General features: G+C 65.3%; 21 protein-coding genes. 2 read left to right on the top strand and 19 right to left on the bottom strand.

Annotated features, from left to right (window positions below; all coding sequences use genetic code 11):
- Positions 1-19: 19 nt before the first annotated feature.
- The 13 genes from ftsY to B5D13_RS08480 all read right to left on the bottom strand — a co-directional run bounded on the left by ftsY (position 20) and on the right by B5D13_RS08480 (position 13,806).
- Positions 20-916, bottom strand: coding sequence for a signal recognition particle-docking protein FtsY (gene ftsY / locus B5D13_RS08540; RefSeq protein ID WP_078687882.1), 897 nt, complete (start codon positions 914-916; stop codon positions 20-22).
- Complete coding sequence (smc, locus tag B5D13_RS08535) at positions 916-4,449, bottom strand: chromosome segregation protein SMC (protein ID WP_078687881.1); 3,534 nt, start codon at positions 4,447-4,449, stop codon at positions 916-918. The genes ftsY and smc overlap by 1 nt, the downstream gene beginning before the upstream one ends.
- 16 nt (positions 4,450-4,465) lie before the next feature.
- Positions 4,466-5,230, bottom strand: coding sequence for a ribonuclease III (gene rnc, locus B5D13_RS08530; RefSeq protein ID WP_078687880.1), 765 nt, complete (start codon positions 5,228-5,230; stop codon positions 4,466-4,468).
- Between the two features lie 13 nt (positions 5,231-5,243).
- Positions 5,244-5,486: a phosphopantetheine-binding protein gene (locus tag B5D13_RS08525; protein ID WP_078687879.1), complete on the bottom strand. Its 243-nt coding sequence runs from the start codon at positions 5,484-5,486 to the stop codon at positions 5,244-5,246.
- A gap of 91 nt (positions 5,487-5,577) precedes the next feature.
- On the bottom strand, positions 5,578-6,573 hold the full coding sequence (plsX, locus tag B5D13_RS08520; protein ID WP_078687878.1) for a phosphate acyltransferase PlsX: 996 nt from the start codon (positions 6,571-6,573) through the stop codon (positions 5,578-5,580).
- Between the two features lie 123 nt (positions 6,574-6,696).
- Positions 6,697-6,876, bottom strand: coding sequence for a 50S ribosomal protein L32 (gene rpmF / locus B5D13_RS08515; protein ID WP_013251914.1), 180 nt, complete (start codon positions 6,874-6,876; stop codon positions 6,697-6,699).
- Between the two features lie 228 nt (positions 6,877-7,104).
- Positions 7,105-7,671 carry a YceD family protein gene (locus B5D13_RS08510; RefSeq protein WP_078687877.1) on the bottom strand — a complete coding sequence of 189 codons (567 nt, stop codon included), beginning with the start codon at positions 7,669-7,671 and terminating at the stop codon, positions 7,105-7,107.
- 5 nt (positions 7,672-7,676) lie between these two features.
- On the bottom strand, positions 7,677-8,174 hold the full coding sequence (locus tag B5D13_RS08505) for an ATPase (RefSeq protein ID WP_078687876.1): 498 nt from the start codon (positions 8,172-8,174) through the stop codon (positions 7,677-7,679).
- Between the two features lie 204 nt (positions 8,175-8,378).
- Positions 8,379-8,891: a pantetheine-phosphate adenylyltransferase gene (coaD, locus tag B5D13_RS08500; RefSeq protein WP_078687875.1), complete on the bottom strand. Its 513-nt coding sequence runs from the start codon at positions 8,889-8,891 to the stop codon at positions 8,379-8,381.
- Positions 8,881-9,555, bottom strand: a complete 675-nt coding sequence (gene rsmD, locus B5D13_RS08495) for a 16S rRNA (guanine(966)-N(2))-methyltransferase RsmD (protein WP_078687874.1) — start codon at positions 9,553-9,555, stop codon at positions 8,881-8,883. The genes coaD and rsmD overlap by 11 nt, the downstream gene beginning before the upstream one ends.
- On the bottom strand, positions 9,552-11,717 hold the full coding sequence (recG, locus tag B5D13_RS08490; RefSeq protein WP_078687873.1) for an ATP-dependent DNA helicase RecG: 2,166 nt from the start codon (positions 11,715-11,717) through the stop codon (positions 9,552-9,554). Before recG ends, rsmD begins: the two co-directional genes overlap by 4 nt.
- A gap of 15 nt (positions 11,718-11,732) precedes the next feature.
- A complete protein-coding gene (locus B5D13_RS08485) occupies positions 11,733-13,400 on the bottom strand; it encodes a DAK2 domain-containing protein (RefSeq protein ID WP_078687872.1) in 1,668 nt (555 codons plus the stop codon).
- 61 nt (positions 13,401-13,461) lie between these two features.
- Positions 13,462-13,806 (bottom strand): Asp23/Gls24 family envelope stress response protein, encoded by a 345-nt coding sequence (locus B5D13_RS08480; protein ID WP_078687871.1) that lies wholly within the window; start codon positions 13,804-13,806, stop codon positions 13,462-13,464.
- Positions 13,807-14,165: 359 nt separating this feature from the next.
- On the opposite strand from B5D13_RS08480, the gene rpmB reads away from it, so the two are divergent.
- Positions 14,166-14,366: a 50S ribosomal protein L28 gene (gene rpmB / locus B5D13_RS08475; RefSeq protein WP_078687870.1), complete on the top strand. Its 201-nt coding sequence runs from the start codon at positions 14,166-14,168 to the stop codon at positions 14,364-14,366.
- A gap of 134 nt (positions 14,367-14,500) precedes the next feature.
- On the opposite strand, the gene B5D13_RS08470 is transcribed toward rpmB, so the two are convergent.
- Positions 14,501-15,865 (bottom strand): thiamine diphosphokinase, encoded by a 1,365-nt coding sequence (locus B5D13_RS08470; RefSeq protein WP_078687869.1) that lies wholly within the window; start codon positions 15,863-15,865, stop codon positions 14,501-14,503.
- A 182-nt stretch (positions 15,866-16,047) separates the two neighbouring features.
- Here B5D13_RS08470 and B5D13_RS08465 point away from each other — a divergent pair, with 182 nt between their 5' ends.
- The gene (locus B5D13_RS08465) at positions 16,048-16,233 is read left to right on the top strand and encodes an FmdB family zinc ribbon protein (protein ID WP_078687868.1); all 186 of its coding nucleotides are present in this window, start codon (positions 16,048-16,050) and stop codon (positions 16,231-16,233) included.
- 294 nt (positions 16,234-16,527) lie between these two features.
- Here the strand turns inward: B5D13_RS08465 and B5D13_RS08460 are convergent, their stop codons facing one another.
- The 5 genes from B5D13_RS08460 to B5D13_RS08440 all read right to left on the bottom strand — a co-directional run bounded on the left by B5D13_RS08460 (position 16,528) and on the right by B5D13_RS08440 (position 23,292).
- Complete coding sequence (locus tag B5D13_RS08460; protein ID WP_159444020.1) at positions 16,528-18,090, bottom strand: transcription antitermination factor NusB; 1,563 nt, start codon at positions 18,088-18,090, stop codon at positions 16,528-16,530.
- A complete protein-coding gene (fmt, locus tag B5D13_RS08455; protein WP_078687866.1) occupies positions 18,090-19,004 on the bottom strand; it encodes a methionyl-tRNA formyltransferase in 915 nt (304 codons plus the stop codon). Before fmt ends, B5D13_RS08460 begins: the two co-directional genes overlap by 1 nt.
- A 9-nt stretch (positions 19,005-19,013) precedes the next feature.
- Positions 19,014-19,559 carry a peptide deformylase gene (def, locus tag B5D13_RS08450; protein WP_078687865.1) on the bottom strand — a complete coding sequence of 182 codons (546 nt, stop codon included), beginning with the start codon at positions 19,557-19,559 and terminating at the stop codon, positions 19,014-19,016.
- Positions 19,560-19,703: 144 nt separating this feature from the next.
- The gene (gene priA, locus B5D13_RS08445; RefSeq protein WP_078687887.1) at positions 19,704-22,037 is read right to left on the bottom strand and encodes a replication restart helicase PriA; all 2,334 of its coding nucleotides are present in this window, start codon (positions 22,035-22,037) and stop codon (positions 19,704-19,706) included.
- 28 nt (positions 22,038-22,065) lie between these two features.
- Positions 22,066-23,292, bottom strand: a complete 1,227-nt coding sequence (locus B5D13_RS08440) for a dipeptidase (RefSeq protein ID WP_078687864.1) — start codon at positions 23,290-23,292, stop codon at positions 22,066-22,068.

Raw genomic sequence — 23,292 nt, 5'->3', positions numbered from 1 at the left:
AACTCCTATCCCCCGTCGACTATTCCTCGCCGACGAGCGCGCGCGAGAAGGACGTGGCATCAAAGGTTTGAAGGTCGTCGAGCCCCTCGCCCACACCGATGCGATAGATGGGCAGGTTGAGGTCGTGCGAGATTGCGACGGCAATGCCGCCCTTGGCGGTGCCGTCAAGCTTGGTCACGATGATGCCGTCGAGTTCAAGGGCATCGTTGAACTCCTTGGCCTGGTTCAACCCGTTCTGTCCGGTAGTGGCGTCGATGACCAGAACAACCGAGACGGGCATGTTCGCGCGCTTTCGGGTCACCTTGACGACCTTCGCGAGCTCGCGCATGAGCTCGGGACTAGTATGAAGGCGCCCTGCGGTATCGATCAGGACAAGGTCGGCCGAGTCCTTCTCGGCCTGCTGGATAACTTCATAGCAGACGCTCGCAGGATCGACGCCGCGCTCGCGCGTGATGACCTGCGTGTCCGAGCGCTCGCCCCAGACCTCGAGCTGCTCGATGGCGGCGGCGCGGAACGTGTCTGCGGCGCCCAGGATGCACACCTTGCCCGCATCCTTTGCCTTGCCGGCAAGCTTTCCGCAGGTAGTCGTCTTGCCCGCACCATTGATACCCACAAACAGGACGCAGGAGGGCGTATCGTCGAACGGGTCGCGCTCGGCAGTTGCGAATTCTCGGGAAAGGCGCGCCACCAGGGCCTCCCGCAGCTTCGGTGCCGTAGTGAGCCCGTCGCGCGCAGCCTGCTCGCGCAGGTCGTCGGTCACCTGCATGGCAACCTCGGCACCCATGTCACCCATGACCAGACGGTCTTCGAGGTCCTCCCAGAAGTCCTCGTCGACCTCGCCGCCCATGTAGAAGACCTCGTTCAGCGCCTGTCGCGAGCGAGAGAGCCCCTCTTTGAGTCGATCGAACATACCCATTATGCTTCAACCACCTTTCCGGTAGCCTTGTCCAGGCGCTGGCTCACGACGTGGCTCACGCCGTCTGCCTGCATGGATACGCCGTACAGCACGTCGGCCTCCTCCATGGTGCGCCTCTGGTGAGAAATGACAATCAGCTGCGTGGTGTCCTTGAGAGCCTCGATGGCGTCAAGCAGCTTGGAGAGGTTCGAGTCGTCAAGCGCGGCCTCGACCTCATCGAACACGTAGAACGGAACCGTGCGCGTGCGGTAGACGGCAAACAGAAGCGCCAGTGCGGTGAGCGACTTCTCGCCACCGCTCATGAGCGTCATCTTGGTGATCTTCTTGCCGCGCGGTTGAGCGATGATCTCGACGCCGGTCTCGTCCAGGTGGTCGGGATCGGTCATCTCGAGATGTGCCTGCCCTCCGGGGAACAACAAGCCAAAGATCTGAGAGAAGTTCGCGTTCACCGCATCGAAGATGACCAGGAACTGCCTGCGCATCTTGCGCTCGATGGCTGCCGTAATCTTCCGCAGCGACTTGCGCGCGACCTCGAGATCCTCAACCTGCTCCGAAATGTAGTCGGCGCGCTGCTTGAGGGTCAGATACTCGTCCATGGCAACCTCGTTGACGGGACCGATGTTCTCAATCTCGCGCTTGAGGCGCGACACCGTGCGCTCCATGGCAACGCGGTCCTCGGGAGCCGGCAGGTTGAGGGCGTCCTCCAGGACGTAGCCGTCCTGCGTGATGGCCGCGATTGCGTTCTCGACCTGGACCTCGAGCTTTCCGACCTCGACCTTGACGTCGTTGGCGAGGGACTTTGCGCTCTCGAGCTCGGCCGAGGCCTTGTTGACCGCCCCGCGGGCGTCGCCGATGGTCTTCTTAAGCGAGTCGGAGTCCGCCTCGGCGAGCGATGCGCGGTCTCGCAGGCGAGCCGCCCAGGCAAGGGCACGCTCATGGATGGCGTCGTAGCGCTCGTGCAGCGGCTCTACCCTCAAGCGAAGAACATCGAGAGCGTGGGATGACGACTCGGTCTGGGCACGACGCCTCTCGAGGTCGGCGACCTGGCGTCTGAGCTCCTCCTCGCGCACCGCAAGGTGGTTGCGGCGCTCGGAAACGGTCGCGAGCTTGAGCTTCGCGTCGGATAGCTTCGCCTCGCAGTTGTTCTCCTCGCGCGAGGCGCTCTGGCGCTCGCCCTGGACCTCCTCGAGCTGGTGGGACAGCTCGGTTGTGCGACGCTCGGCTTCATCGGCAGCCTTCTTGTGACGCTCGACCTCCTCGCGTGCTTTGGCCGCGCGCTCCGCAGCTGCGGCGCGACTCTTGGTGACCTGAGCTTGCTCGGAACTCGCCTGCCTAAGCTGAGCCTCGAGTCGACCAATCTCGCTGGTCGTCGAGGAGAGCTCGCCGTTTAGGCGCGCAACCTCGCCCTTGGCGTGGGCGCTCTTGTCGCGCGCGGCGGCCAGCGCGCACTCGGCGGCGGCGATGGCCGAGGTCGCGGACTCGAGCGCATCCTCAAGCTCCTTCATGCCACCCTGGAGTGCACGGATGCGACGCTTACGCTCAAGGGCTCCCTGCTCGGCGGTCGACGCCATGCCCACGGTGGTGCGCCCGTCCGGCAGAACGGTCACGCCGCTGGCCGTCACATAGGTGAAGCCGGGCACCTTCTCGTGCGCGAGAATCGCCTCGCGCACGTCGTCGACGATGCGGACATCACCGAGAAGGGCCTTGACCAACGATTCGGCACCCGCCTTGACCTTAAGCTCCCCCTCAAGCGAGCGACCGGGAGCATCCCCCGCCGCAGGCACAGAGCTCGTGGAGAGCGAGACGATGGTAGCCTTGCCTTTTACGTTATAACCCAAAGCGCGTTCTGCAAGAAGAATGGCCCCGTCGACGTCCTTGGCAACGAGGGCGCTCAGGTCCTCCCCCAGCAGGGACTCGACGATGCCTTCGAGTTCGGCAGGAGCCTCGACCAGGTCAGCCACGCGGCAGCTGATACCGTCAGCGACATCGCTCGCAAGTCGCGCGACAAGCGCGGAAGCATTCTCGGTCTGGGCGTCGACGGACTCGAGGGCAGAGAGGGTTGCACGGGCACCCGAGAGCTTGCCGCGGGCGTCGCCCTCCTGGGAGCGGGCGGCGCGCACGGCGTCCTTGCACGAGCGAATCGTCTCGGCCAACTCTTCGTCGACCTTGCGCGCGGCCTCGAGCTCCTCCTCGACCTTCTGCTTCTGGGACCTGCGCTCGTCTATCGCCTCCTGGGCGGTCGCCATGGTGTCGGCGATCTGCTTCAGGCGACTCTCGAACATCTGGTCCTCGACCTCTGCGTTCGAGATCTGGTCGCGCAACTTCGCGAAGGAGAGCGTCTCGGCGTCGGCGGTGCGCTGGCTCGCGCGCATGTCAGCAGTCAACTGGGCGACCTTGGAGCCCAGCCTGCGCCGGCGCTCAGAGGCCTCCTTTGCCGCAGGACCAAGCTCGTTGACCTTCTGCTGCAGGTCGCTGGCCTCGACCTTGACCGCCTGGTACTCAGCGTCGACCTTCTCGTGCTCGGCCGCAGCCTCCTTGGCCTGGCGCTCCATGGCAGAGAGGTTCATGCGCATCTCGGAAAGGCGAGAAACCATGTTCTTGCCCTTCTCCTCCAGAAGGCGCATGTCAGAGTCCATGCGACCAAGAAGGTCCTGCATGCGACGACGTTGCTCCCCAAGGTCTCCCACGAAGATTCCCTTTTGCTCCAGAAGGGACTGGTACTTTTCGAGGTCCTTGTTCTTTTCGTCCAGACGGTACTGGGCGAGCTCGATGGCGGCATCAGCCTCGCGGCCACGCTCGCTCAGCGAGCGATAGCGCAGCTGCAACTGGCGAAGGTCGTCGACGGCCAGCGTGGTGGTGAGCTCGGAAAGCTGGTTGGTGAGCTCGCGATGCTGACGGGCCTTGTCGACCTGGCGCTCGAGCGGCTTGAGCTGGCGGTTGATCTCCTTCTGGATGTCCTTGGCGCGCGTGAGGTTGTCTTGCATCGCCTTGAGCTTGCGCTCGGAGCGCTCCTTGCGGCGACGGTGCTTCGAGATGCCAGCTGCCTCCTCGACCAGCTCGCGGCGCTCCTCGGGGCGGCTCGCCAGGATGGAGTCGAGCTTGCCCTGGCTGATGATCGAGTGCGTGTCTTTGCCCAGGCCGGAGTCGTGAAGGATGTCGGTGATGTCCCTCAGGCGCGCGGGAGAGCCGTTGATAAGGTACTCCGACTCGCCCGAGCGATACATGCGCCTGGTCACGGCGACCTCGGAGAAGTCAATGGGAATGGTCCGGTCGCTGTTGTCCAGCACTAGCGTGACCTCGGCGAGGCCCACAGCTTGACGGCCAGATGAGCCCGAGAAGATCACGTCCTCCATCGCCTGGCCGCGCAGCATCTTGGCGCTCTGTTCGCCCAGGACCCACAGGATGGAGTCGGAGATGTTGGACTTGCCGCTGCCATTGGGCCCGACCACGACCGTCAGGCCGGGGTCGAACACCATCTGGGTTTTGTCGGCGAACGACTTGAAACCCTTGAGCGTGAGCGACTTCAGATACACGTGGACCTATACCTTTCTACGACGCGTCTTCCACGTCGGCGTTCTTGAAAACGCTCTTGGCCTGCTTGGGCATGCCACCGTCAGCCTGGTCGAGGTAGCCCAGGCGCTCGAGCGCGTCGAGGGCGGCGGCAGACTCGGACTCCTTCTTGCTGGAGCCCTTGCCGCGACCGACGCGGCGTCCGTCAATGAGGACGACCGAGACGAACGTGGGCTTGTGGGCAGGACCCTCTTCGCCGACCAGCTTATAGACGGGCGCGCAGCGGAAGTCGCGCTGGGTGACCTCCTGAATGCGCGACTTGGGCGAGAGCGGACGCTCGGCCAGCTTGGGAGACATGTACGGCGTGAGCGTCTTACGCACGAACTCGTGCGTGACCTCGAAGCCGGCGTCTAGGTAGAGCGCGCCGACCACGGACTCGTAGACGTTCTCGAGTGCGGAGTGCATGCCGCGGGCACCCGTGCCCTTCTCGGACTCGCCGAACACGATCAGCTCGCCAATGCCCAGCTTGCCAGCAACCTCGGAAAGCGTCTTGCCGCTGACCAGGCTGATCTTCATGCGCGTCAGCTTGCCCTCGTCCATCGAGGGGAACTGCTCGAACAGGTCGGTCGCGACCATGGCGCCCAAGATGGAGTCGCCCAGGAACTCCAGGCGCTCGTAGGACGCGGAGACGGGCTTGCCCTCAACGGCAGAGGGGTGCGTGATGGCGCTGGTGATGAGGTCCTTGTTCTTGAACTCGTAGGAGACGATCTCCTCGATCCGCTTGATTCTTTGGAAGAGCTTCAACGAGCGTCGCCCCTTAGAGCTGGGAGGAGACGATGTCGACGGTCTGGCCGACAGTCTCGACGGAAGACATGTCCTCGGCGGCGTCCTCCAGGGTGATATCGAAGGCCTCCTCGAGGGCGACCATGATCTCGAGCTGGTCGAACGAGTCGGCGCCCAGATCCTTGAGGGTGCTCGACTCGCTGATCTCAAGGCTGTCGTCACCCATGGTCTCCTTGATGGCCTCGGCGACCTTGGCAAAAATCTCGCTACGCTCCATGCATCGTTCCTTTTCCAAACAAACGCGCGGAGGTTCGACCCTCCGCGCAAGAGTAACAGTCTCTGTAATTGTACCCTGTTGGTCGCAGCTGCTACGCGCCAGCAACGTCGAGCGCGATTTTGTTCACAAGCTCACCCCTAACGGCAGAGGCACACACCAGCGTGGCGTTCTTGACGGCCTCAGCAGAGGTGGCACCATGGCCGATAATCACCGGCGACTTGACGCCCAGAAGCATCGCGCCACCGTAGGCATCACCCGAGAGTCCCGCCGCGATCTCCTTGAGGGAGCTCTTGAGCAGCAGTGAGCCCAACGCCGCCTTAGGCGAGGCGTTAACGGCCTTCTTCAGCTCGCCCATAATGAACTTCGAGGTTCCCTCGAGGGTCTTGACGGCCACGTTGCCCGTAAACCCGTCGGTCACGATGACGTCGAAGTTGCCCGCAAGGATGTCGGTGCCCTCGGCATTGCCAACGAACCAACCCTCGGAGGCCGCAGCCTCGGCTAGGACGCCATGCAGCTCGACGACGGCCTCGGAGCCCTTGGTCTCCTCGGAGCCGTTGGAGAGAAGCGCGACCTTGGGGTCGTCGACTCCCAGCGTAACGCGCGAGTATGCGCGGCCCATACGCGCGAACTGGACGATCATCTCGGGACGGACGTCGGCATTGGCACCCATGTCACAGAAGACGGTGCGGCGGCCGCTGGTGCCGGGAACGGAGCTGGCAATGCAGGGGCGTTTGATGCCGCGGATGCGACCGATGCCCAGCGTGGCGGCAGCGAAGATAGCTCCAGTTGAGCCGGCCGAGAAGAAGCCGTCGGCCTCACCGGCGCGCACGGCGGCGCAACCCCTCACGATGGAGGAGTCCTTCTTGCTGCGTACAGCATCGGCGGGATGCTCCTCCATACCGATGACCTCGGTGGTCAACAGCGCACGCGCGCGCTCGTGCTGCGCGCAGAAAGGCTCGACCACCTCGGAGTTGCCGGCGACGAGCACCTCGAGCTCGACGTCGGCGGCCAGGGCCTGGGCGATACCCTCGAGCACGACCTCGGAGGGCCTGTCCCCTCCCATGGCGTCAACGCAAATGGTTGTCATTTCTTCTCCCCTTGCTCAGTTTCCCCGTCTGGGCTGCACGAAGGCACGCAATGCCCCAGCGCAACAAAAAAAGAGACCGACCCCCAGAGGGACCGGCCTCCTAGGCCACTTGATGCGAGATGACTACTCGGTGACAACGACCTCGCGGTCCTTGTAGTAGCCACAGTTGGGGCACACGTGATGCGGAAGCTTAGGAGCACCGCACTGGGGGCAAACGGAGCGTGCCGAAGCGGCGAGCTTGCTGTTGGCCGAGCGACGAGTGTGCGTAGCGCCGCGACCCTTTTTCTGCTTAGGAACTGCCATCTTGAACCTCTCTTAGACTCACTTATTGCCAGGCTACAGGCCTGAGCGGTCTTTCCATAAACACACAAGAAGAGACTATACCACGCAAGGGGACGCACTGGCACGAAATGGTGCCTCTTCACGCCAAGTTCTTTTTTTGAACCTCACGTAAGCTCCGAAAACGCAACTGCAGAGAAGTGCCTGCAACCTGGTCCCAAGGCACCCCGTCCGGCCAAGCACCCGATCGGGCTAGTCGCCCAGCTCGAGATTCTTAAGCACGGCAAACGGGCTCGCATCGAGCCTGTCCTGCTCGCACCTGGCCTCGATCTGCGCGGCGTGACCGCAGTCCTCCTTGTTCAGGTTGGCGCCACAGACCGGGCAGAGGCCCGCGCAGTCCTCCCGACAGAGCACCACGTAGGGCGTCTCCATCAAGAGTGCCGAAGCGAGCGCCTCGGTCAGGTCGACCGTGTGGTCGTCCCCAACCAAAGCGTAGTCGACCTCGTCCTCGTCGTCGCCAACCTCAATCGGCTGGTCAGGCTCCTTGAACAGGAAGTACTCATCCACCTCGCCACTGATGTCGAACTCAGCGGGATCGAGGCAGCGGTCGCAGGTGCCCACCACGTGGCCCGAAATCATGCCCGTAGCCAAGATGCCCTCGCCCGCATTCGTGAGGACCAGATCGTAGTCGAGCCCCTCGGGCAGGTCAAAGTGGTGACCACCGAGGTCGTAGCCTTTCTCGTCCAGATGGCCAGCTAGGGACAGCGTGTCGCCGGCGTTCGCCAGGCGCTCGTCCAGTATCGCGATTACGCTCTGCATGGCCGCTACCAGGGGACGTTGTTGGTCTGGTTGCGAGGACCGGAGTTCTCGTCCAGCGTCTGGCGCACGCGCGAGACCGAGTTGGTCAGGCTCTTGAGGTTGTCCTCGAGGTGAGCGAGCACCGTGTCAGCATACTCCTCGGCGTTGTAGCGGGTGTCGCGCTCGTACTGGGCGGCCTTGTCGCGAATGTCATCGGCCTGCTGCTGGGCAAGGCGCACGACCTCCTGGTCGCCGGCCAGGATCATGGCCTGCTGCTGGGCGTCCGCGATGATGGCGTCAGCCTGCATCTGGGCACGCTCGAGCGTCTCGTTCTCCTCCTTCACGATGCGACGGGCATCCGCGAACTCCTGCGGAAAGACGCGACGAATCTCGTCGAGAATCTCGTAGATCTCCTGTGCGTCGACGATCTTCTTCTGGGCACCACCCGTGAACGGGGTCTTGCCCTCGCTCACGATCTGCTCGAGTTCGCCGACCAGGCTCTCGATTTCCTCACCCGGCTGCATACGGGGCTCCTTTCATGTAAAGCTTGCGGGCCTTGCCGCGACTATGCTTTGTTTTCAGACCGCATTGCCAGCGTACGCACGGTATTAAGCCAGCATCTAGCTAATACTATCAGTTTATCTAGATAAAACCATACGCTGCGCACAACGCCTACGACGCATGCGCCAACGGTAACAATCCGGTGACTGGCCGCAGCCTTTTCCACGTCAAGCCGAGAAGTGCCTGGCAAGCTCGGCCGCAACGTTCTTGGGGACCAGAAAGGAGACGTCGGAGCCCAGGGATGCAAGCTCGCGTACGATCGAGGACGAGACGTAGCCGTACTTGGGGTTCGACATGACGAAGATCGACTCCATCTGCGGCGCGAGCTGGCTGTTGAGGTCGGCCTGCTGGAGCTCGTACTCGAAGTCCGTCATGGCACGCAGGCCCTTGACCACACCACCAGCCCCCACCTCTTGGCAGAAGGCTACCAGAAGGCCGCTGAACGGGCGTACGTCCACGCGCTCGGAGATGCCCTCGAGCTCGAGCGCCTCGAGCAGCATGCGCACGCGCTCGTCGAGCGAGAAGGTCGGCCCCACGCCGTTCTTTCCCACCGAGGCCGCTACGCCCACGGTCACGCGCGGGAACAGCCTGCGCGCCCTGCGAATGACATCCAGGTGTCCGAAGGTCACCGGGTCAAAGGTTCCCGGAACCACCACGTGCTCGATAACGCTATCGGCCATTCTCGGCCTCCCCTTCCACTTGGCCAGCGACAACGTCCTTGCCGTCAACGGCGGCGTCCTCGGCGGCGAACGCATCGGCCTCGGCCAAGGCGGCATTGCGCCTCAGGAGCTCGACGGTGGTGATGCCGTGGCTCTTCTCCTTGATCTGGGTGAAGTCGGCGACGTCCAGCCCCGGCGCGTGAGAGTCGTGCTCGTAGAGGACGAGCGCGCCCTCCCGGAGCATGCCGCGCTCAGCCAGGCTCGCGACGAGCGAGCTCACGCGTTCGGCATCAACGGCATAGGGCGGGTCGAGCACCACAAGCCGGAAGGGTGCGCCGGCAAGCGAGCCGCGCTCGGCCAGGCCGAACACGTCGCCGGACATGACGTGCGCCTCGGCGACGCTCGCGCCCAAAGACTTCGCGTTCCTGCGCACGCGCGCGACGGCGCCGCGGTCGCGGTCGACGAAGGTCGCCGAGGCCGCCCCGCGCGACAGGAGCTCAAGGCCGATGGCACCTGAGCCGGCGAAGGCGTCGAGGAGCGATACGTCCGAAAGGTCCAGCCCGAAGGCCGAGAGTACCATCGACGCGATGGACTCGCGCGTCCTGTCGGTCGTCGGCCGCGTCACGTCGCGGCCCTCGGGAGCCTCGAGGGGATGGCCCCTCCACTTGCCGCCTACTATCCTCACGTGCGCTCTACCTCCTCGAAATAAGCGCCAAACCTGTCTTGCACCTCGCGTGCCAGCGGACGCAGCTCTGCCGAGGCGAGCTCGGGGTCGCGTCGCGCGAGCTCGAGAGCATCCTCATGTGCGAGCTCGACCAGGTCGGCGTCGCCCACCAGGTCAGATATCTTCAGCTCAGGACCGCCGCCATGCTGCCGGTAGCCAAGCACTTCTCCCTCGTGGCGCAGCCTGAGGTCCAGCTCGGCGAGCTCGAACCCATCCGACGTGCGCTCGAGGGCCGCAAGGCGCTCACGGGCGGGCGAGCCCTTCTTGGCGGCGCAGGACAGGAACACCTGCCCCTCGCAGTCGCCACGACCGACGCGGCCGCGCAGCTGGTGAAGCGTGGCGAGGCCGAAGCGGTCGGCATCATACACTAGCATGACCGTCGCGTTGGGGACGTCGACGCCCACCTCGATCACGGTCGTGCTCACCAGGACGTCGACCTTACCGGAGCGGAACCGCTCCATCACCTCGTCCTTATGGGCAGCGGGCATGCGACCGGTGAGCAGCTCGAGGCGAAGCCCCCTGAGCGCGCCCCTCGACAGCTCGCGCAGGCTTGAGGCGGCGGAGCGCACGTTCTGGGAGCGCGATACCTCGGCCTCGGGCACGTCGTCCAGCTCTTCTCCCTCGTCGGCGTCGTCCGCCAGGGGGCAGACGACGTAGGCCTGCCGCCCGGCGTCGACCGCCTCGCGAATGGCCCCGTAGGCAAGGTCGAGCCGCTCGATCGGGAGGCAGGTGGTCCGCACACCGGCGCCGGGATGGGGACGATGGCGGATGACGGAGCGCTGGACGTCGCCGTAGAGCGAGAGCGCCAGAGTGCGCGGGATGGGCGTCGCGGTCATTGCAAGAAGGTCGGCGCCGGGCCCCTTGCGCCGCAGCGCCGCGCGCTGGTCGACGCCGAAGCGGTGCTGCTCGTCGATCACGACGACGCTCAGCCTGTCGAAGGCGACGTCGTCCGAGAGGACCGCCGTGGTGCCAAAGACGACGGTCGTCTGGCCCAAAGCCAGGGCCGTGCAGGACGCCTCGCGCTCGGCGGGTGCGGTGGCACCTGTGATGAGCGCCCAGCTGACGCCAGCCTCGTCCAGCAGCGGGCCCAGCTTCTGGGCGTACTGGCGCGCCAGGACGGAGGTCGGAGCCATCATCGCGGCCTGGCTGCCGCTGTCTGCAGCCGCGGCCAGGGCGAAGGCCGCAACGGCCGTCTTGCCCGTGCCGACGTCACCCAGCAGCAGACGGTTCATGACCTGGTCAGACGCCATGTCGCGCAAAATCTCCTCGACCGCGCGTCCCTGCTCGTCGGTGAGCGAGAAGGGCAAGGCCGCGCGAAGGGCGGCGACATGCGGGCCGTTCACAACATGGACCCGCGGCTCGACGCCAGCGAGCTGGATGTTCTGGCGGCAGCGCAGGGCAAGCTGCAGGCAGAGCAGCTCGTCGAAGGCCAAGCGGCGGCGGGCGCGCTCCTTTGCGGCAAGCGACGAGGGGAAGTGCACCTCGCGCAGGGCGCGACCGAGCGACATGAGGCCGCGCTCGCACACGAGCGAGGCAGGCAGAAAGTCGCAGACGTCGCCCGCGTCCTCGAGTGCGGACGACACGATGCGGCGCACCCATGCGACGGAGAGTCCCTCGCACACGTGATAGACGGGCAGGATGCGCGCATAATCAGTGCTCTCGCCCGCCGAGGCGAGCCTCTCGTGGAACGGCGCCTTCATGCGCTTGAAGCCATACTCGAAGGTAACCTTGCCCGAGACGGCCAGGGTGTCGCCCCGCTTGATCTGCTCGGCGAGCCAAGGCTGGCGGAAGAACGTGACCTCGATCACGCCGGTGTCATCCAGCAGGAAGATCTCGACGATGGCCATGCGCGGCCGCGGGCGCTTAAGGGTCACCTTGTCGACCGTGCCGACCACTGTGACCTCGCTGCCCACGTCGGCGTGGGCGATGTCCACGCGCGACGTATAGTCGAGGTAGCGACTGGGAACGTGGAGAAGGACATCGCGCACCCGGTCGAGGCCGAGTCTGCCCAAAGAAACGCGTCTCGCGCCCGAGGCATAGCGCAGGCGCGAGACGTCATCAGTAAGAGAAACGGTGCGCGAGAGACGCTCGCCCACCTCTGTTACGGTAGGGGTTTCGCCCACGAGCGCGAAGGCCTCCTACTCGATGGAGAAGACAACCGGGTAGAGGGGCTGCTCGCCGCGGTGGGAGTCGATCTCGAGGTCAGGCTGGGCCTCCTCGATGGCATCGACCAGTTTCTGGAAGGCATCGTCGTCCAAGTCAGAGCCGGCGAGGATGGTGAGCGTGTCGCCCTCCTCTTCCTCCTGCATGCGGTTGATCACCTCGAGGGTGACATCCTGGACGCTGGAGCCGACGACCTCGATGGAGCCGCCCATAATGCCCATGACGTCACCAGAGTGGATGGGCGTTCCGTCGGCCGCGGCGGAGTCGCGGACCGCAGAGGTGACCTCGCCGTCGCGAATCTCGCCGATGGCGTCGGTCATCTCCTCGACGTTGGCGTCGAGGTCGCCCTCGGGGTCGGCGACGAACATCGCGGCGAAGGCCTGCAGAACCGTCTTGGTGGGAACGACGGCGCAGTCGCAGCTGTCGCACGCGTTGGCAGCGGCCTCGGCGGCCATGCGGATGTTGCCGTTGTTGGGAAGGACGATAACGGACTCGGCGTTGCACTTCTCGATGGCATCGAGAATGTCGGCGGTCGAGGGGTTCATGGTCTGGCCACCAGAGACGATGACGTCGACGCCCAGAGACTTCAGGATGTCTGCCTGGCCGGAGCCGGCCGCCACGGCGACGAAGCCCAGGGGCTTCTTCTGACCCGCAACCGCCTCGGCCTTGTCCTCGCGGATGGACTCGGTGCGCTCCTCGGCCTCGAGGTCCATGTTGTGGACGTAGACCTTAAAGATCTGGCCGCGGTGCAGCATGTGGCGCAGGACGCGGTCGGGCCTGTTGGTGTGGACATGGATCTTGTAGTCGGGGTTGGAGCCGACCAGGAGCTCACAGTCTCCCATGGTGGACAGGTACTTGAGGTTGGCCTCCTCGTCGAAGTTGGGATCCTCGGCGTGGAAGAGGAACTCGGTGCAGTAGCGGAACTCGGAGCCCTCCCAGTCGTCGTTAAGCTCGATGTCGACGACGTCGGAGACGTGGGCCTTGGCACCCTCGGAGTCGACGGTCGTCTTGAACTCGGAGACCTCGCCAGCCTTGCCGTTGTAGGCGTTCACGAAGGCCTCGATGAAGGTGGCCAGACCGAAGGCTCCCGAGTCGACGACGCCGTTCTCCTTCAGAACGGGAAGGAGGTCGGGCGTGCGGGCCACGGACTCGTAGGCCTCGACGACGATGGCGTCGAGCGCCTCCTTGGCGGAGACATTGGCCTTCTCGAGCTGGTCCGCCTTGGCCGAGATGTCCTTCAGGACGGTGAGGATAGTGCCCTCGACGGGCTTGCGGACGGCCTTGAAGGCCACCTTGACGCCGTTGCGCAGCGCAAAGGCAATGTCGGCGGCGGTAGCGGAGTCGCCCTTGGCGGCGGTCAGACCCTCGGCGACGCCGCGCAGGATCTGGCTGGTTATGACGCCAGAGTTGCCGCGCGCGCCCATGAGGGAGCCGTGGGTGATGGCCTTGGCGATGTCGTCCATGGAGGCGTTGGCGGGAAGCGCCTGGACCTCCTTGACGACGGTGCCCAGGGTGAGCGACATGTTGGTGCCCGTGTCTCCGTCGGGGACGGGGAAGACGTTGAGCTTGTTGATCTCATCGGCCTTGTCAGCGACGACCTGGGCCGCAACGGGGAAACAGTTTCGAACGACGTTGGCGATCATTTCTGGAGAACCTCGGTTCCTACTCTATATATATGGAAGCGTTCAGTTGTGCCAGCAGACGCTAGCGGGTGCGGATGCCCTCGATATGGACGCGCACCTCGACGTCGTCCAACTCGGCAATCTGCTTGAGGATAAACTTGACGGAGCTGACAAGGTTATCAGAGACGGAGGACATGTTGACCCCCTGCTCGACGACGACGTGGAGGTCGACTTTGACGCCCCCATCCACGGCCGTGACGCCGATTCCCTTCCTCAGGCGACGGGCGGGAAGCAGAACAGTGACGCCATCCTGCTCGTCGGTGACGGCCATGCCCACAACGCCGTAACACTCGAGCGCGGCATAACCGGCAAGGTCCGCGATGCAGTCGTTGGATACCCGAAGTTCGCCGGGAACGACAGATGCCATATCTTCTCCTCTCGCTTGCACCCAAGGACTCGGGGACTCAGCATGAATATGCCAACTATAGCGCAGAGAAGTGCCGCAAGAGCCCGCATCGTGGCGCGCAGCCACATGACAAACGAAATTCCCCATACGTCAGGGCGCGCATGCAAGCGTGCCCAAGGCGTCCCCGCGCAGGAATAGGCAAGGGGGCGCCGCCGCGCCAAGCGGTCAAAAGCATCCAGAAAGATGCAAATCGCACGTATCTGACTACAAAACCACCACAAGAAAGCACTTCTGGGGCTTGCGCAACACATCGGCTGTGCTATATTTGGACGGCTTTGGAAATTGCGGGGCATCCGCGCCGCCCTTTGGAGGTCGTAACAATGTCGAAGGTTTGTGATATCTGCGGTAAGCACGCCGTTGCTGGTCGCTCCATCAGCCACTCCCACCGCACCGTCAACCGTACGTTTAAGCCCAACATCCAGCGCGTCACCGTCTTCGAGGACGGCAAGGCAGTCAAGAAGAACGTCTGCACGCGCTGCCTCAAGAGCGGCAAGGTTGCTCGCTCTGCTGAGCAGGCATAAGTATCAGCACGCATAGCGCTTAAGCAAGGGAGCCCCTCGGGGCTCCTTTTCTTATACTCCAGCCCCTTCCAACGCAGGCAACCGCCGGAGGCGACTGCAGAGGTGGTGGTCCACCCCGTGCGAAAAGATTTACGTTATAGCAGAAACGCCATGACGACGCCTTCGTGACAGTGGATGTGCGCTCCCCCTTCGGCAACGACGTTGGACACGCCCTCGTCAGAAAGGGCCGGAAGGGTGCGGCGATCCAGGTTCCAGCGCATGCCCGACTCCGAGACGATCGAGTCGCGCAGGGCAATGAGCGAGAAGGTCCTCCCCTTGGCGTCGCCGCCCAGACCCCACTCGTCAGCGCCCTCGGGACAGAGAATCCGGGCCTCGAAGCCGTCCTCAACCAGACGGGGCCTAGCGTCGGCGGCGCCGAGCAGCTGGCCCATCACGGCAAGCGCGTGGTCGGGACGGCCACCCGTGGCGCAGGTGACGTCGAGTGCGAGCGGACGGCCCTGGCGAGCGGCCTCGTTTCGGGCGCAGGCGATGGCGTAGGCGAGGTCGGTCGCGTACTTCTCGCGGGGAAGCTCGTAGCTAACGCGAGACACGGAGCGAGCCCAGTCGCCGGCAGTAGGCTCGACCGAGTCGCAGTCCCCGCAGAACGCGTCGGGCACGACACCGGCCTCCCTTAGGACCATGGCGCCCGCGTCGGCTGCGATCACGTAGTCGGCATCCCGTGCCAGGGAACGAACCAGCCCGGCAGAGCTCGGTTCTGGGGATCCATCGACGACGAGCGCCCGTAGGGGCGCGGCGTCGGGAGACGGATCGGAGCCGGACCCGAAGCCGGGAACCGGAAGCGCATAGTCTTCGAGCAGGGCGAACGAGAGCTCTGGGTAGCCATGGGCGAGGATGTCGCCGAGGCGGGAGCACTCGTCGATGTCGCGGTCCCCGTGGGGGCTGAACAGACAGACGGTGTGAAGGCCCGCCTGGCGGGCGCTTCTCATGCCAAAGGGCGCATCCTCGAAGACCCAGGTCTCTCCCGCCGCGGTCCCCAACGAGGCGAGGCCCTTCTCCCAGACGTCGGGATACTCCTTGCTGCGGACGGAACCACCCGTCGAGATGACGTCCCGGAAGAACCCGCGAATGCCCTGGGCCTCGAGCGCGAGCTCGACCTCGGGGACAGAAGTGGACGAGCAGACCGCCATGCGAACGCCGTGGGCGGAAAGGTCCCCCAGGAACTCCCGACAGCCCGGAAGGAGCTCGACGCGGTGCGCATAGGCGTCGCGAACGCGAACCATGAGTTCCTCGAAAAGGGCGTCCTCGGTTGAGTCGACGCCGAAGTCGTCGCAGAAACTCGCACACATCTCGTGCAGAGGGAGCGGTTCGGTCTTGGCGAAGACGTTCTCGGGGTCGTTGACGTCATGCGCGGCGAGAAGCTCGACCGTCACCCGATGCCACATGGGCATGGAGTCGATCAGGGTTCCGTCACAGTCAAAGAGCGCGCCGCGAATTGCCATGCTTCCTCCCAAGAGCCGCAGCCGTCGCCGCGGGCACAGTGCCAAAGAGCAGATTCCATGATAACAGGGGCATTCCCGAAAGCTCGTGGTAGATTCGTACGTCGAAGGGTAAGAACGAAGACGGCCAGGGGCGAGGACGCCCCGCTCAGCCGAAAGGTTAGTTTCGTCCGGAGGTTCCAACAATGGCTCGTTATGACTACAAGTGCCCCGAGTGCGACAACACGTTTGAGGTCGAGCACCCCATGAACGCGCACCCCGAGGTTGACTGCCCCAAGTGCGGTGCCCAGGCGCGCCGCGTCTTCTCCGCGTCTGGCATCGTCTTCTCGGGCTCGGGCTTCTACAACACCGACCAGAAGGGCAAGAAATAGGCTCCGGAAGAGGTGCCGTGGGGCCGAAAGGCCGCCCTCAGGAATAATTAGACAGGCAGACGGGCCCGAAAGGGCCCGTTATTTTATATCTATCTCAAGCTCCTGTAAGGCTAAACTCAAGGCTTACTATAGGGTAAGACTAGCAGCATAAAGCGTTACTTTATGGTTATGAAATACCTGCTAGATACCTATAAAATGAACAAAGGCTGAACCAGAGGCGTCAATCAAAAAAATGGTCCCCGGCAGAGCCGGGGACCGGAATCCAGGAACTCGTATAGGCGAGGACGCACATTATCAAGGTTCCGTGCCTCCGGTACGAACCAGACGGGCAAGGAAGTGTCCGTCGCAGTCGATGCCGAAGAGCGTGCCTCTCGAGGAGCGAAACATTCCGTCGGCAGAGACCATGTGCCCGAGAAGATCAGCCTCTTCTGGCCTGAGTCCAGAGGCGATGGGTGCGTCCGTAACGCTCGCAAGTCTGAAATCGGAACCCTTCTCGCTATTGAGGAATGCTTGGACGACCTCGACGTCCTCGCTGACAAGGATGGAACAGGTAGAGTAGAGCAGCTCGCCGCCCGGAGCGACGCGAGAGGCCGCCGCCGTGAGGATCTCAAGCTGCAGGGCGGGAAGGCTCCCTGCATGACGCACGGCATCCCGAGACAGTGACCAGGCGATCTCGGGGTGCCGCCTGAGCGTGCCCGAACCGGAGCACGGTGCGTCGACGAAGACGACGTCGAACGGCTCTTGCAGGGGCATGGGCATGTCGTCGTCGGAAAGGGACGTGGCGTCGAGGGCGAACGACTTGCAGCAATCGGCCACGGCCGCAGCGCGAAGGCGCTCGCAAGCAAGCCTGACCTTGGACTCCTCCAACTCGACGGAGCAGATATCTAACGTGCGCGCCCAGCTTTGCGCGGCACCGGCCATGAGAATGGTCTTGGTCGCCCTCCCCTGCCCGACCTCGAGCAGTCGGGCCGGCCGGTCGGCCGTGCCGCACGCGCAAGACGCCGCCGTCCAGGCGACCACCTGGGCGGCAAGATCACAGGGCAGCACCTTTGCCGCGCGCACGAGACCCGAGCGCGCAAGCCCGGCCTGCCGACCAAGCCGATATGCACCGGGCCACGGGAGCGGAGACTCGTCAAGAGCGGCTGCGGACAGGGCCTCGAGCGACAGCCCCTCGCCGAGCGAGGGGTTGAGGGCAACGGTCGCGGCAGGCGGCTCAAGTGCCCGCAGGGCAAGCGAGGCACCGAGTGCGGGTCCTAAGGAAGCGACAACCTCCTCCGCGAGCCACTGCGGAAGGCAGCCCGCAAGAGAGATGTCAGCCACAAGAGCAGACGAGGGCTCGGAGGCACCGGCCGACGAAAAGCGACCATCTGAGAGCCCATATTTGCCCGTAGGTTCGACGCCTTCGATACGTTGGTCATCCTCGAGCGAAACGAGTGCCTGAAGACGTTCTCGTGCCTCGCCGATCCGTGGAAGGTCCTCGGCCGCAACGCGGCGCAGGATTGCGTTCGCGAGGCCGCGGGCGCGGGGTGCGACGGATGCCGCGAGGCTTACGCCCTGGCTGACGGACACCTGTGCGGGCGTGTCGAGAAACAGGATCTCGAACGTCGAGACGCGAAGCGCGTCGGCAAGGCGCGGCTCCAGATGCCCGCGCGTCACATGGGACCGAACGATCCCGTCGAGGGTTCCGGAGGCGCGAACGGCACCGACGGCGAGGCGCGTCGTCAGGGCACGGTCACGCGGGTCGAGGGCCTCGACCTCGCCGGAGCAGCGAAGGACATCACGGACGCGCCCCCTGCGGCGGCGAACCTCGCAGACGACATCGAGAGCCGCGGCACGCGCGGAAGACAACGCTCCCACTACAGACGCCCCCATGTAAGGCCGTCCGCATGCAGGCCCTGGGCCCAAGCGGAGGCGTCCATCTCCTTCTTGCCGTCAGGCTTGACGCGCAGCAGCTCGAGCGAGCCGTCGGCGCAGCCCAGGAACACGCGGCCCTTGCGGACAAGCGCCCGGCCGGCGCCAAGCGGCTCGGAGGAGACGGTTGCGAGAAGGACGCGCACGCCCCTCTCGCCCACCTTGAGGCGGGCCGGCGCGGCGTCGGTCGAGGCCTGGATGCGACGGGCGTTCTTGGCGACGTCGTCGGCGGGATCAAGGCGCATCTCAGCCTTGCTGATCTTCTTGGCGTACGTGACCTGGGACTCGTCCTGCTCGACCCAGCGGGCCTCTCCCGCCTCCATCTGGCCAAGCGCGGCAAGTAGCTCGTCGGCACCCAGCTGTGCGACCTCGGACATCAACTGCGTGCAGGTCTTCTGCCCCACGGCGATGGTGGCCTGGCGGCAGTAGGCCCCGGCATCGAGGTCGTGGACCACGCGCATGATCGAGACGCCCACCTCGTCGTCCCCCTCGAGGACGCCACGCTGGATGGGGGCGGCGCCGCGCCAGCGCGGCAGGGGCGAGCCGTGCACGTTGACGCATCCCAGGCGCGCGACGTCGAGAACTTCGTCGGGAAGGATACAGCCATACGCGGCCACGCAGATGACGTCGGGCGTCTCGGCCCTGATGCGGTCGAGCACCTCAGGGGTTATCTTGTTGGTCTCGATGACTGGAACCCCCAGCTCGAGGGCGGCCGCCTTGACGGCGGAAGGCTCGAGGCGCTTGCCACGGCCGCGCACCGCGTCGGGGCGCGTGAGGGCGAGCGTCACGTCGTGACGCTCGACAAGCAGCCTGAGGGACGGAACGGCGAAGTCGGGCGTTCCCATGAAGACGACGCGCATGCGGCCTCCCTAGTCGACGGAAGTCTCGCCGGGCCTGGCTCCGGCGGCGACGGCCTGCTGGTAGTCGCGCATGGCGGCGACGCGCTGGCCGGGAGTCAGGTGGTCGACCATCGTGATGCCGTGCAGATGGTCGATCTCGTGCTGGAGGCAGACGGCCAGAAGATTGTCCTGGGCCTCGTACTGCATGAGGTCGCCTTCGAGGTCGAGCGCCTGGACCACGACGTGGCTGGGACGGCTGACCTCGACGCTGATGCCGGGGTACGAGAGGCAGCCCTCGTTGAAGGGGCGCTCGGGGCCGTCGGCCTTGACGATCTTCGGGTTGATGAGGACGTAGGGGTTGCGGTCGTGAGCGCCGCTGTAGTCGACGTCGATGACGACCAACTGGACGAGCTCGCCCACCTGCGGTGCGGCGAGGCCGCAGCCGTCGGACTCGTACATGTCCTCGAGCATGCGCTTCGCGAGCGCCTTCACGCCGTCGTCGATCTTCTGGATGGGCGCGCACTCGGTCTTGAGCCTGTCGTCGGGTGCGCAGACGATGTCCTTCTCTGCACTCATGTAACTCTCCTTGCAATAGATTGCCAGCACCTCAAGCTTACCCTCACGCGGCCCCCGCAGGCACGTGGGCGCGCAAACACGAGAAACCCGCATCAGCCCGAGCCGGAGGCGAGTGCCCCTCGCAAGGCGCGGCGGGCGCGCCGACTACATCATGTCGTAGGCGTCCACGTCGACGGCGACGTTCACGCCGCGCGGTTTGTCCTGCTCGCGGACGCAGGCGTCGAGAAGGGCGCCAAGCTCCTCCCCCACGGGCGCCTTCACCAGGATGTGCCTGCGGAACCGGTCCTTCACGCGCGACTTGAGGCAGTCGGCCGGGCCCAGCACCTCCCAGCCGCGTCGCCCCTCGATGCGCGCGCGCAGCGTGGAGGCGACGCCGTCCAGAACGCGGCGAACCTCGGACTCGTTGCGACCCCAGCACAGCACGTTGGCCAGACGCGAGTAAGGCGGGTAGTTGCCATCGCGGCGCTCCTCGAGCTCGGAGCTCATGAAGAGGTCACGGTCGTGGGCGGCGACGGCCTGGATGGCGGGATGGCTCGCCCAGTAGGTCTGGATGATGACCTCGCCAGGGCGCTCGCCGCGGCCCGCGCGACCGGCAACCTGCTCGAGGAGGTCGTAGGTGCGCTCGGCCGCCCTGAAGTCGGGCATCTTGAGCGTGGTGTCAGCGTTGATGACCCCGACGAGCGTGACCTGGGGAAAGTCGAGCCCCTTGGCGATCATCTGGGTGCCGACGAGCACGGCGCACTCGGCCGCGTCGAACTCCTCCAGGCGCCTCTGGTGCTCGCCCTTGCCGCGCGTCGTGTCGGCATCCATGCGGACGATGGTGACGCCCTTTCCCGCAAGCTCGTCCGCGAGCGTGGTCTCGACCTGCTGCGTCCCGATGCCGTAGGCGCCCAGGTAGGGACTGCCGCACACGGGACAGCGCATCGGCGCGCCGGGCGTGCCGATGGCCCAGGAGCGGTCGCAGCTGTGGCACACCAGCGTGTGGGTCCGCTCGTGGTAGGTGAGCGAGGTCGAGCAGTGCGGGCACTCGGGGACCGCGCCGCACTCGCGGCACATCAGGAAGTTCGCGAAGCCCCTTCGGTTAAGGAGCAGGACAGCCTTCTCGCGCCGCTCGGCAACGCCCTGCAGCGCGTCGGCGAGCGGCTTCGAGAACATGTGCTTGCGGCCGAGCGCAAACTGCTCGGTCATGTCGACCACGCGCACCTTGGGAAGCCTGGCCGAGCCCGGTCGCTCGGGCATGCACGCGCGCGTCCAGCTCACGCCGCCCCATGACTTCGCACGGCAGCGTTCGAGACTCTCGAGCGAGGGGGTGGCGGAGCCCAGAACCAGGGCGCAGCCGCGCTCGCGCGCGATTCGGGCCGCCACCTCGCGCGCATGGTAGCGCGGCGCGGAGTCCTGCTTGTAGCTGGCCTCGTGCTCCTCGTCAATGATCACGAGCCCCAAGTCGCGCAGTGGCGCGAACAGGGCCGAACGAGCGCCCACGACGACATGCGCCTCTCCCCTGCGGGCGAGGTCCCACTGGTCGAAGCGTTCGCCGGCCGAAAGGCGCGAGTGGAGGATGGCCACGTCGTCTCCGAAACGCGACCTGAAGCGACCCACGGTCTGCGCGGTGAGCGAGATTTCGGGAACCAGCACGAGAGCGCTCTTGCCAGACTTGCGGACGCGCTCGATAGCCTCGAGGTAGACCTCGGTCTTGCCCGATCCGGTGACGCCGTCGACGACCACGACGTCGCCGCGGGCCGCCGCGCAGGCGGCGGCGACGGCCTCGAGTGCGCCGACCTGCCCCTTCGTAAGGTGCTCGGGACGGCTGGCGGTCGCACTCGAAAGCGTGGTCCCCTCTCCCCCTCGCACGTGCCTGCGGCGCTCTACCGAGACGACGCCGCGCTTCTGGAGCGCCGCGACCGTTGCCGAGCAGCCCGGCAGCATAGCGGAAAGCTCGGCCATGCGCACGGTGCCTTGCGAAAGCGCCCCGAGCACCGCGCGCTGCTTGCTGGCGTTGGCGCGCGGCTCGAAGTCCGCGGCGGACTCGGTCAGAGAGACCCAGCGCTCGTCGACGGGACCGCTCTTCTCGCACACGAGCTCCCAGGGGCTCGAGTCGTCGGCGCGACGGACCTTAACGGTCTGCCCGGGCGCCAGAAAAGGCCTGATGGCCTCGCACAGGGGGCAGCTGTACTCGCGCGCGATCCAGCGAGCAACTCGCGCCGACGGCTCGTCAAAGGCGCTGGAGGCCAAGATGCGGGCGATGGGAAGGATGCGGGCGGGGTCGATTCCCGCAGGCGCCTCGTCAAAGGTGGCCACGACGTAGCCGACGACTTGCCTGTGCGAGAAAGGCACGAGCACGGTGCAGCCAATGAGCCCTCCGGAGCAGCCCACACCGTCGCCCTCGGCCTGTGCGCGAACCTCGTCGGGAACGGCGTAGTCGAAGGCGGCGTCCAGGGCTCGCGTAGGGATGTCCAAGACCACAGAGGCAAAGCGCACCAAACCAACTCGTTTCTAACCGGCAGTTCTAAACAAGCTCGTTTCTCACCATGAACGCGTAGGCATTCTGGAAGAAGATATCATCAGCGAGCTCCGCGCCGAAACGCGCGGCCACCTGATTGTAGAAGGAAGGGAGCGCGTCGACGCTCGAGAGCCACGAGGGAAGCCGCGCTCCGTCAAAGTCTCCACCAAGGCAGAGGCACTTCTCGCCGCCAAGGTCGAGGAAGCGCTCGTAGTGGGCCATAAGCTCGTCGAAGGTGACGTCGGTCCCGGTGGTGCGCTTGGTGATGAACTCGGTGCAGCAGCTGACGCCGACGATGCCACCGTCGTCGACGACGGCCCTGAACATGTCGTCGGTCATGTTGCGGGGCACGTCGCAAACGCTGCGCGAGAGCGCGTGGCTCACCATGACGGGCCTGCGGCGCAGTTTCATGAGCTCCCAGAACGAGCGGTCGCAAAGGTGGGCGCCGTCGAGCGCGACCTTGCGGTCCTCGAAGCGCTCGATCGCCCTGCGACCCAGGTCAGAGATGCCGACATCGGACTTGGCGCCGCCGGCGAGCGCGTTCTGACCGTTCCAGGTGAGACCCACGCACTTCACGCCGTCATCGGCCATCTCGTCGACCACGTTGAGGTCGTCCTTCACGGCCGCGGCGCTCTCGACGGTCAAGAAGGCGCAGCTCTTGTCCTGGGCGAGGACGTCCGGTATGTCCTGCGCATCCTTCACCTGGACAACGGAGTCGGAATAGGTCTGCATCTGCGACTTGAACCAGTCGCGCGCCTGACGGTAGAAGCCCAGCGGGTCGTCGACCGCGTCGGGCAGCCATATGGCATAGCCCTGCACGTGCGCGATCTGCCCCATGCGATCGAGGGAAACGTCGCCGTTGTTGCTCATGAGGTCACCCTGGCGCGAGAGGGCGGGCGTCGAGAGGTAGGGCTCCCAGCTTGACATCGACAGAACGTCGACCGTGTCGCAGTGCATGTCGAAGGTCTTAAGCCTGCCGACATCGCCGACCATGTCCACCTGCATGGATCGCGCAAGCTCTACAGGGTTGGCCGAGCCCTCGACCACAGTGGCGACCGGTTCGGCCTCGTCGGCGACGTGCGCGCCCGAGCACCCTGAGCTCAGGGCCGCGGCACCGAGCGCTCCCAAGCCACCGATGGCGCGCAGGAGGGCGCGGCGAGACAGAGGGAGCCCGCCCGCGCATGCGCGGGCGGGCTCCCCTGAATTGCGATCTTCACGTCCCGATGAGGTCAT

The organism is Olsenella sp. KH1P3 (genome assembly GCF_900167315.1).
GTDB classification, from domain to species: domain Bacteria; phylum Actinomycetota; class Coriobacteriia; order Coriobacteriales; family Atopobiaceae; genus Olsenella_J; species Olsenella_J umbonata_A.
This window is presented reverse-complemented; position numbering and strand designations above follow the sequence as displayed.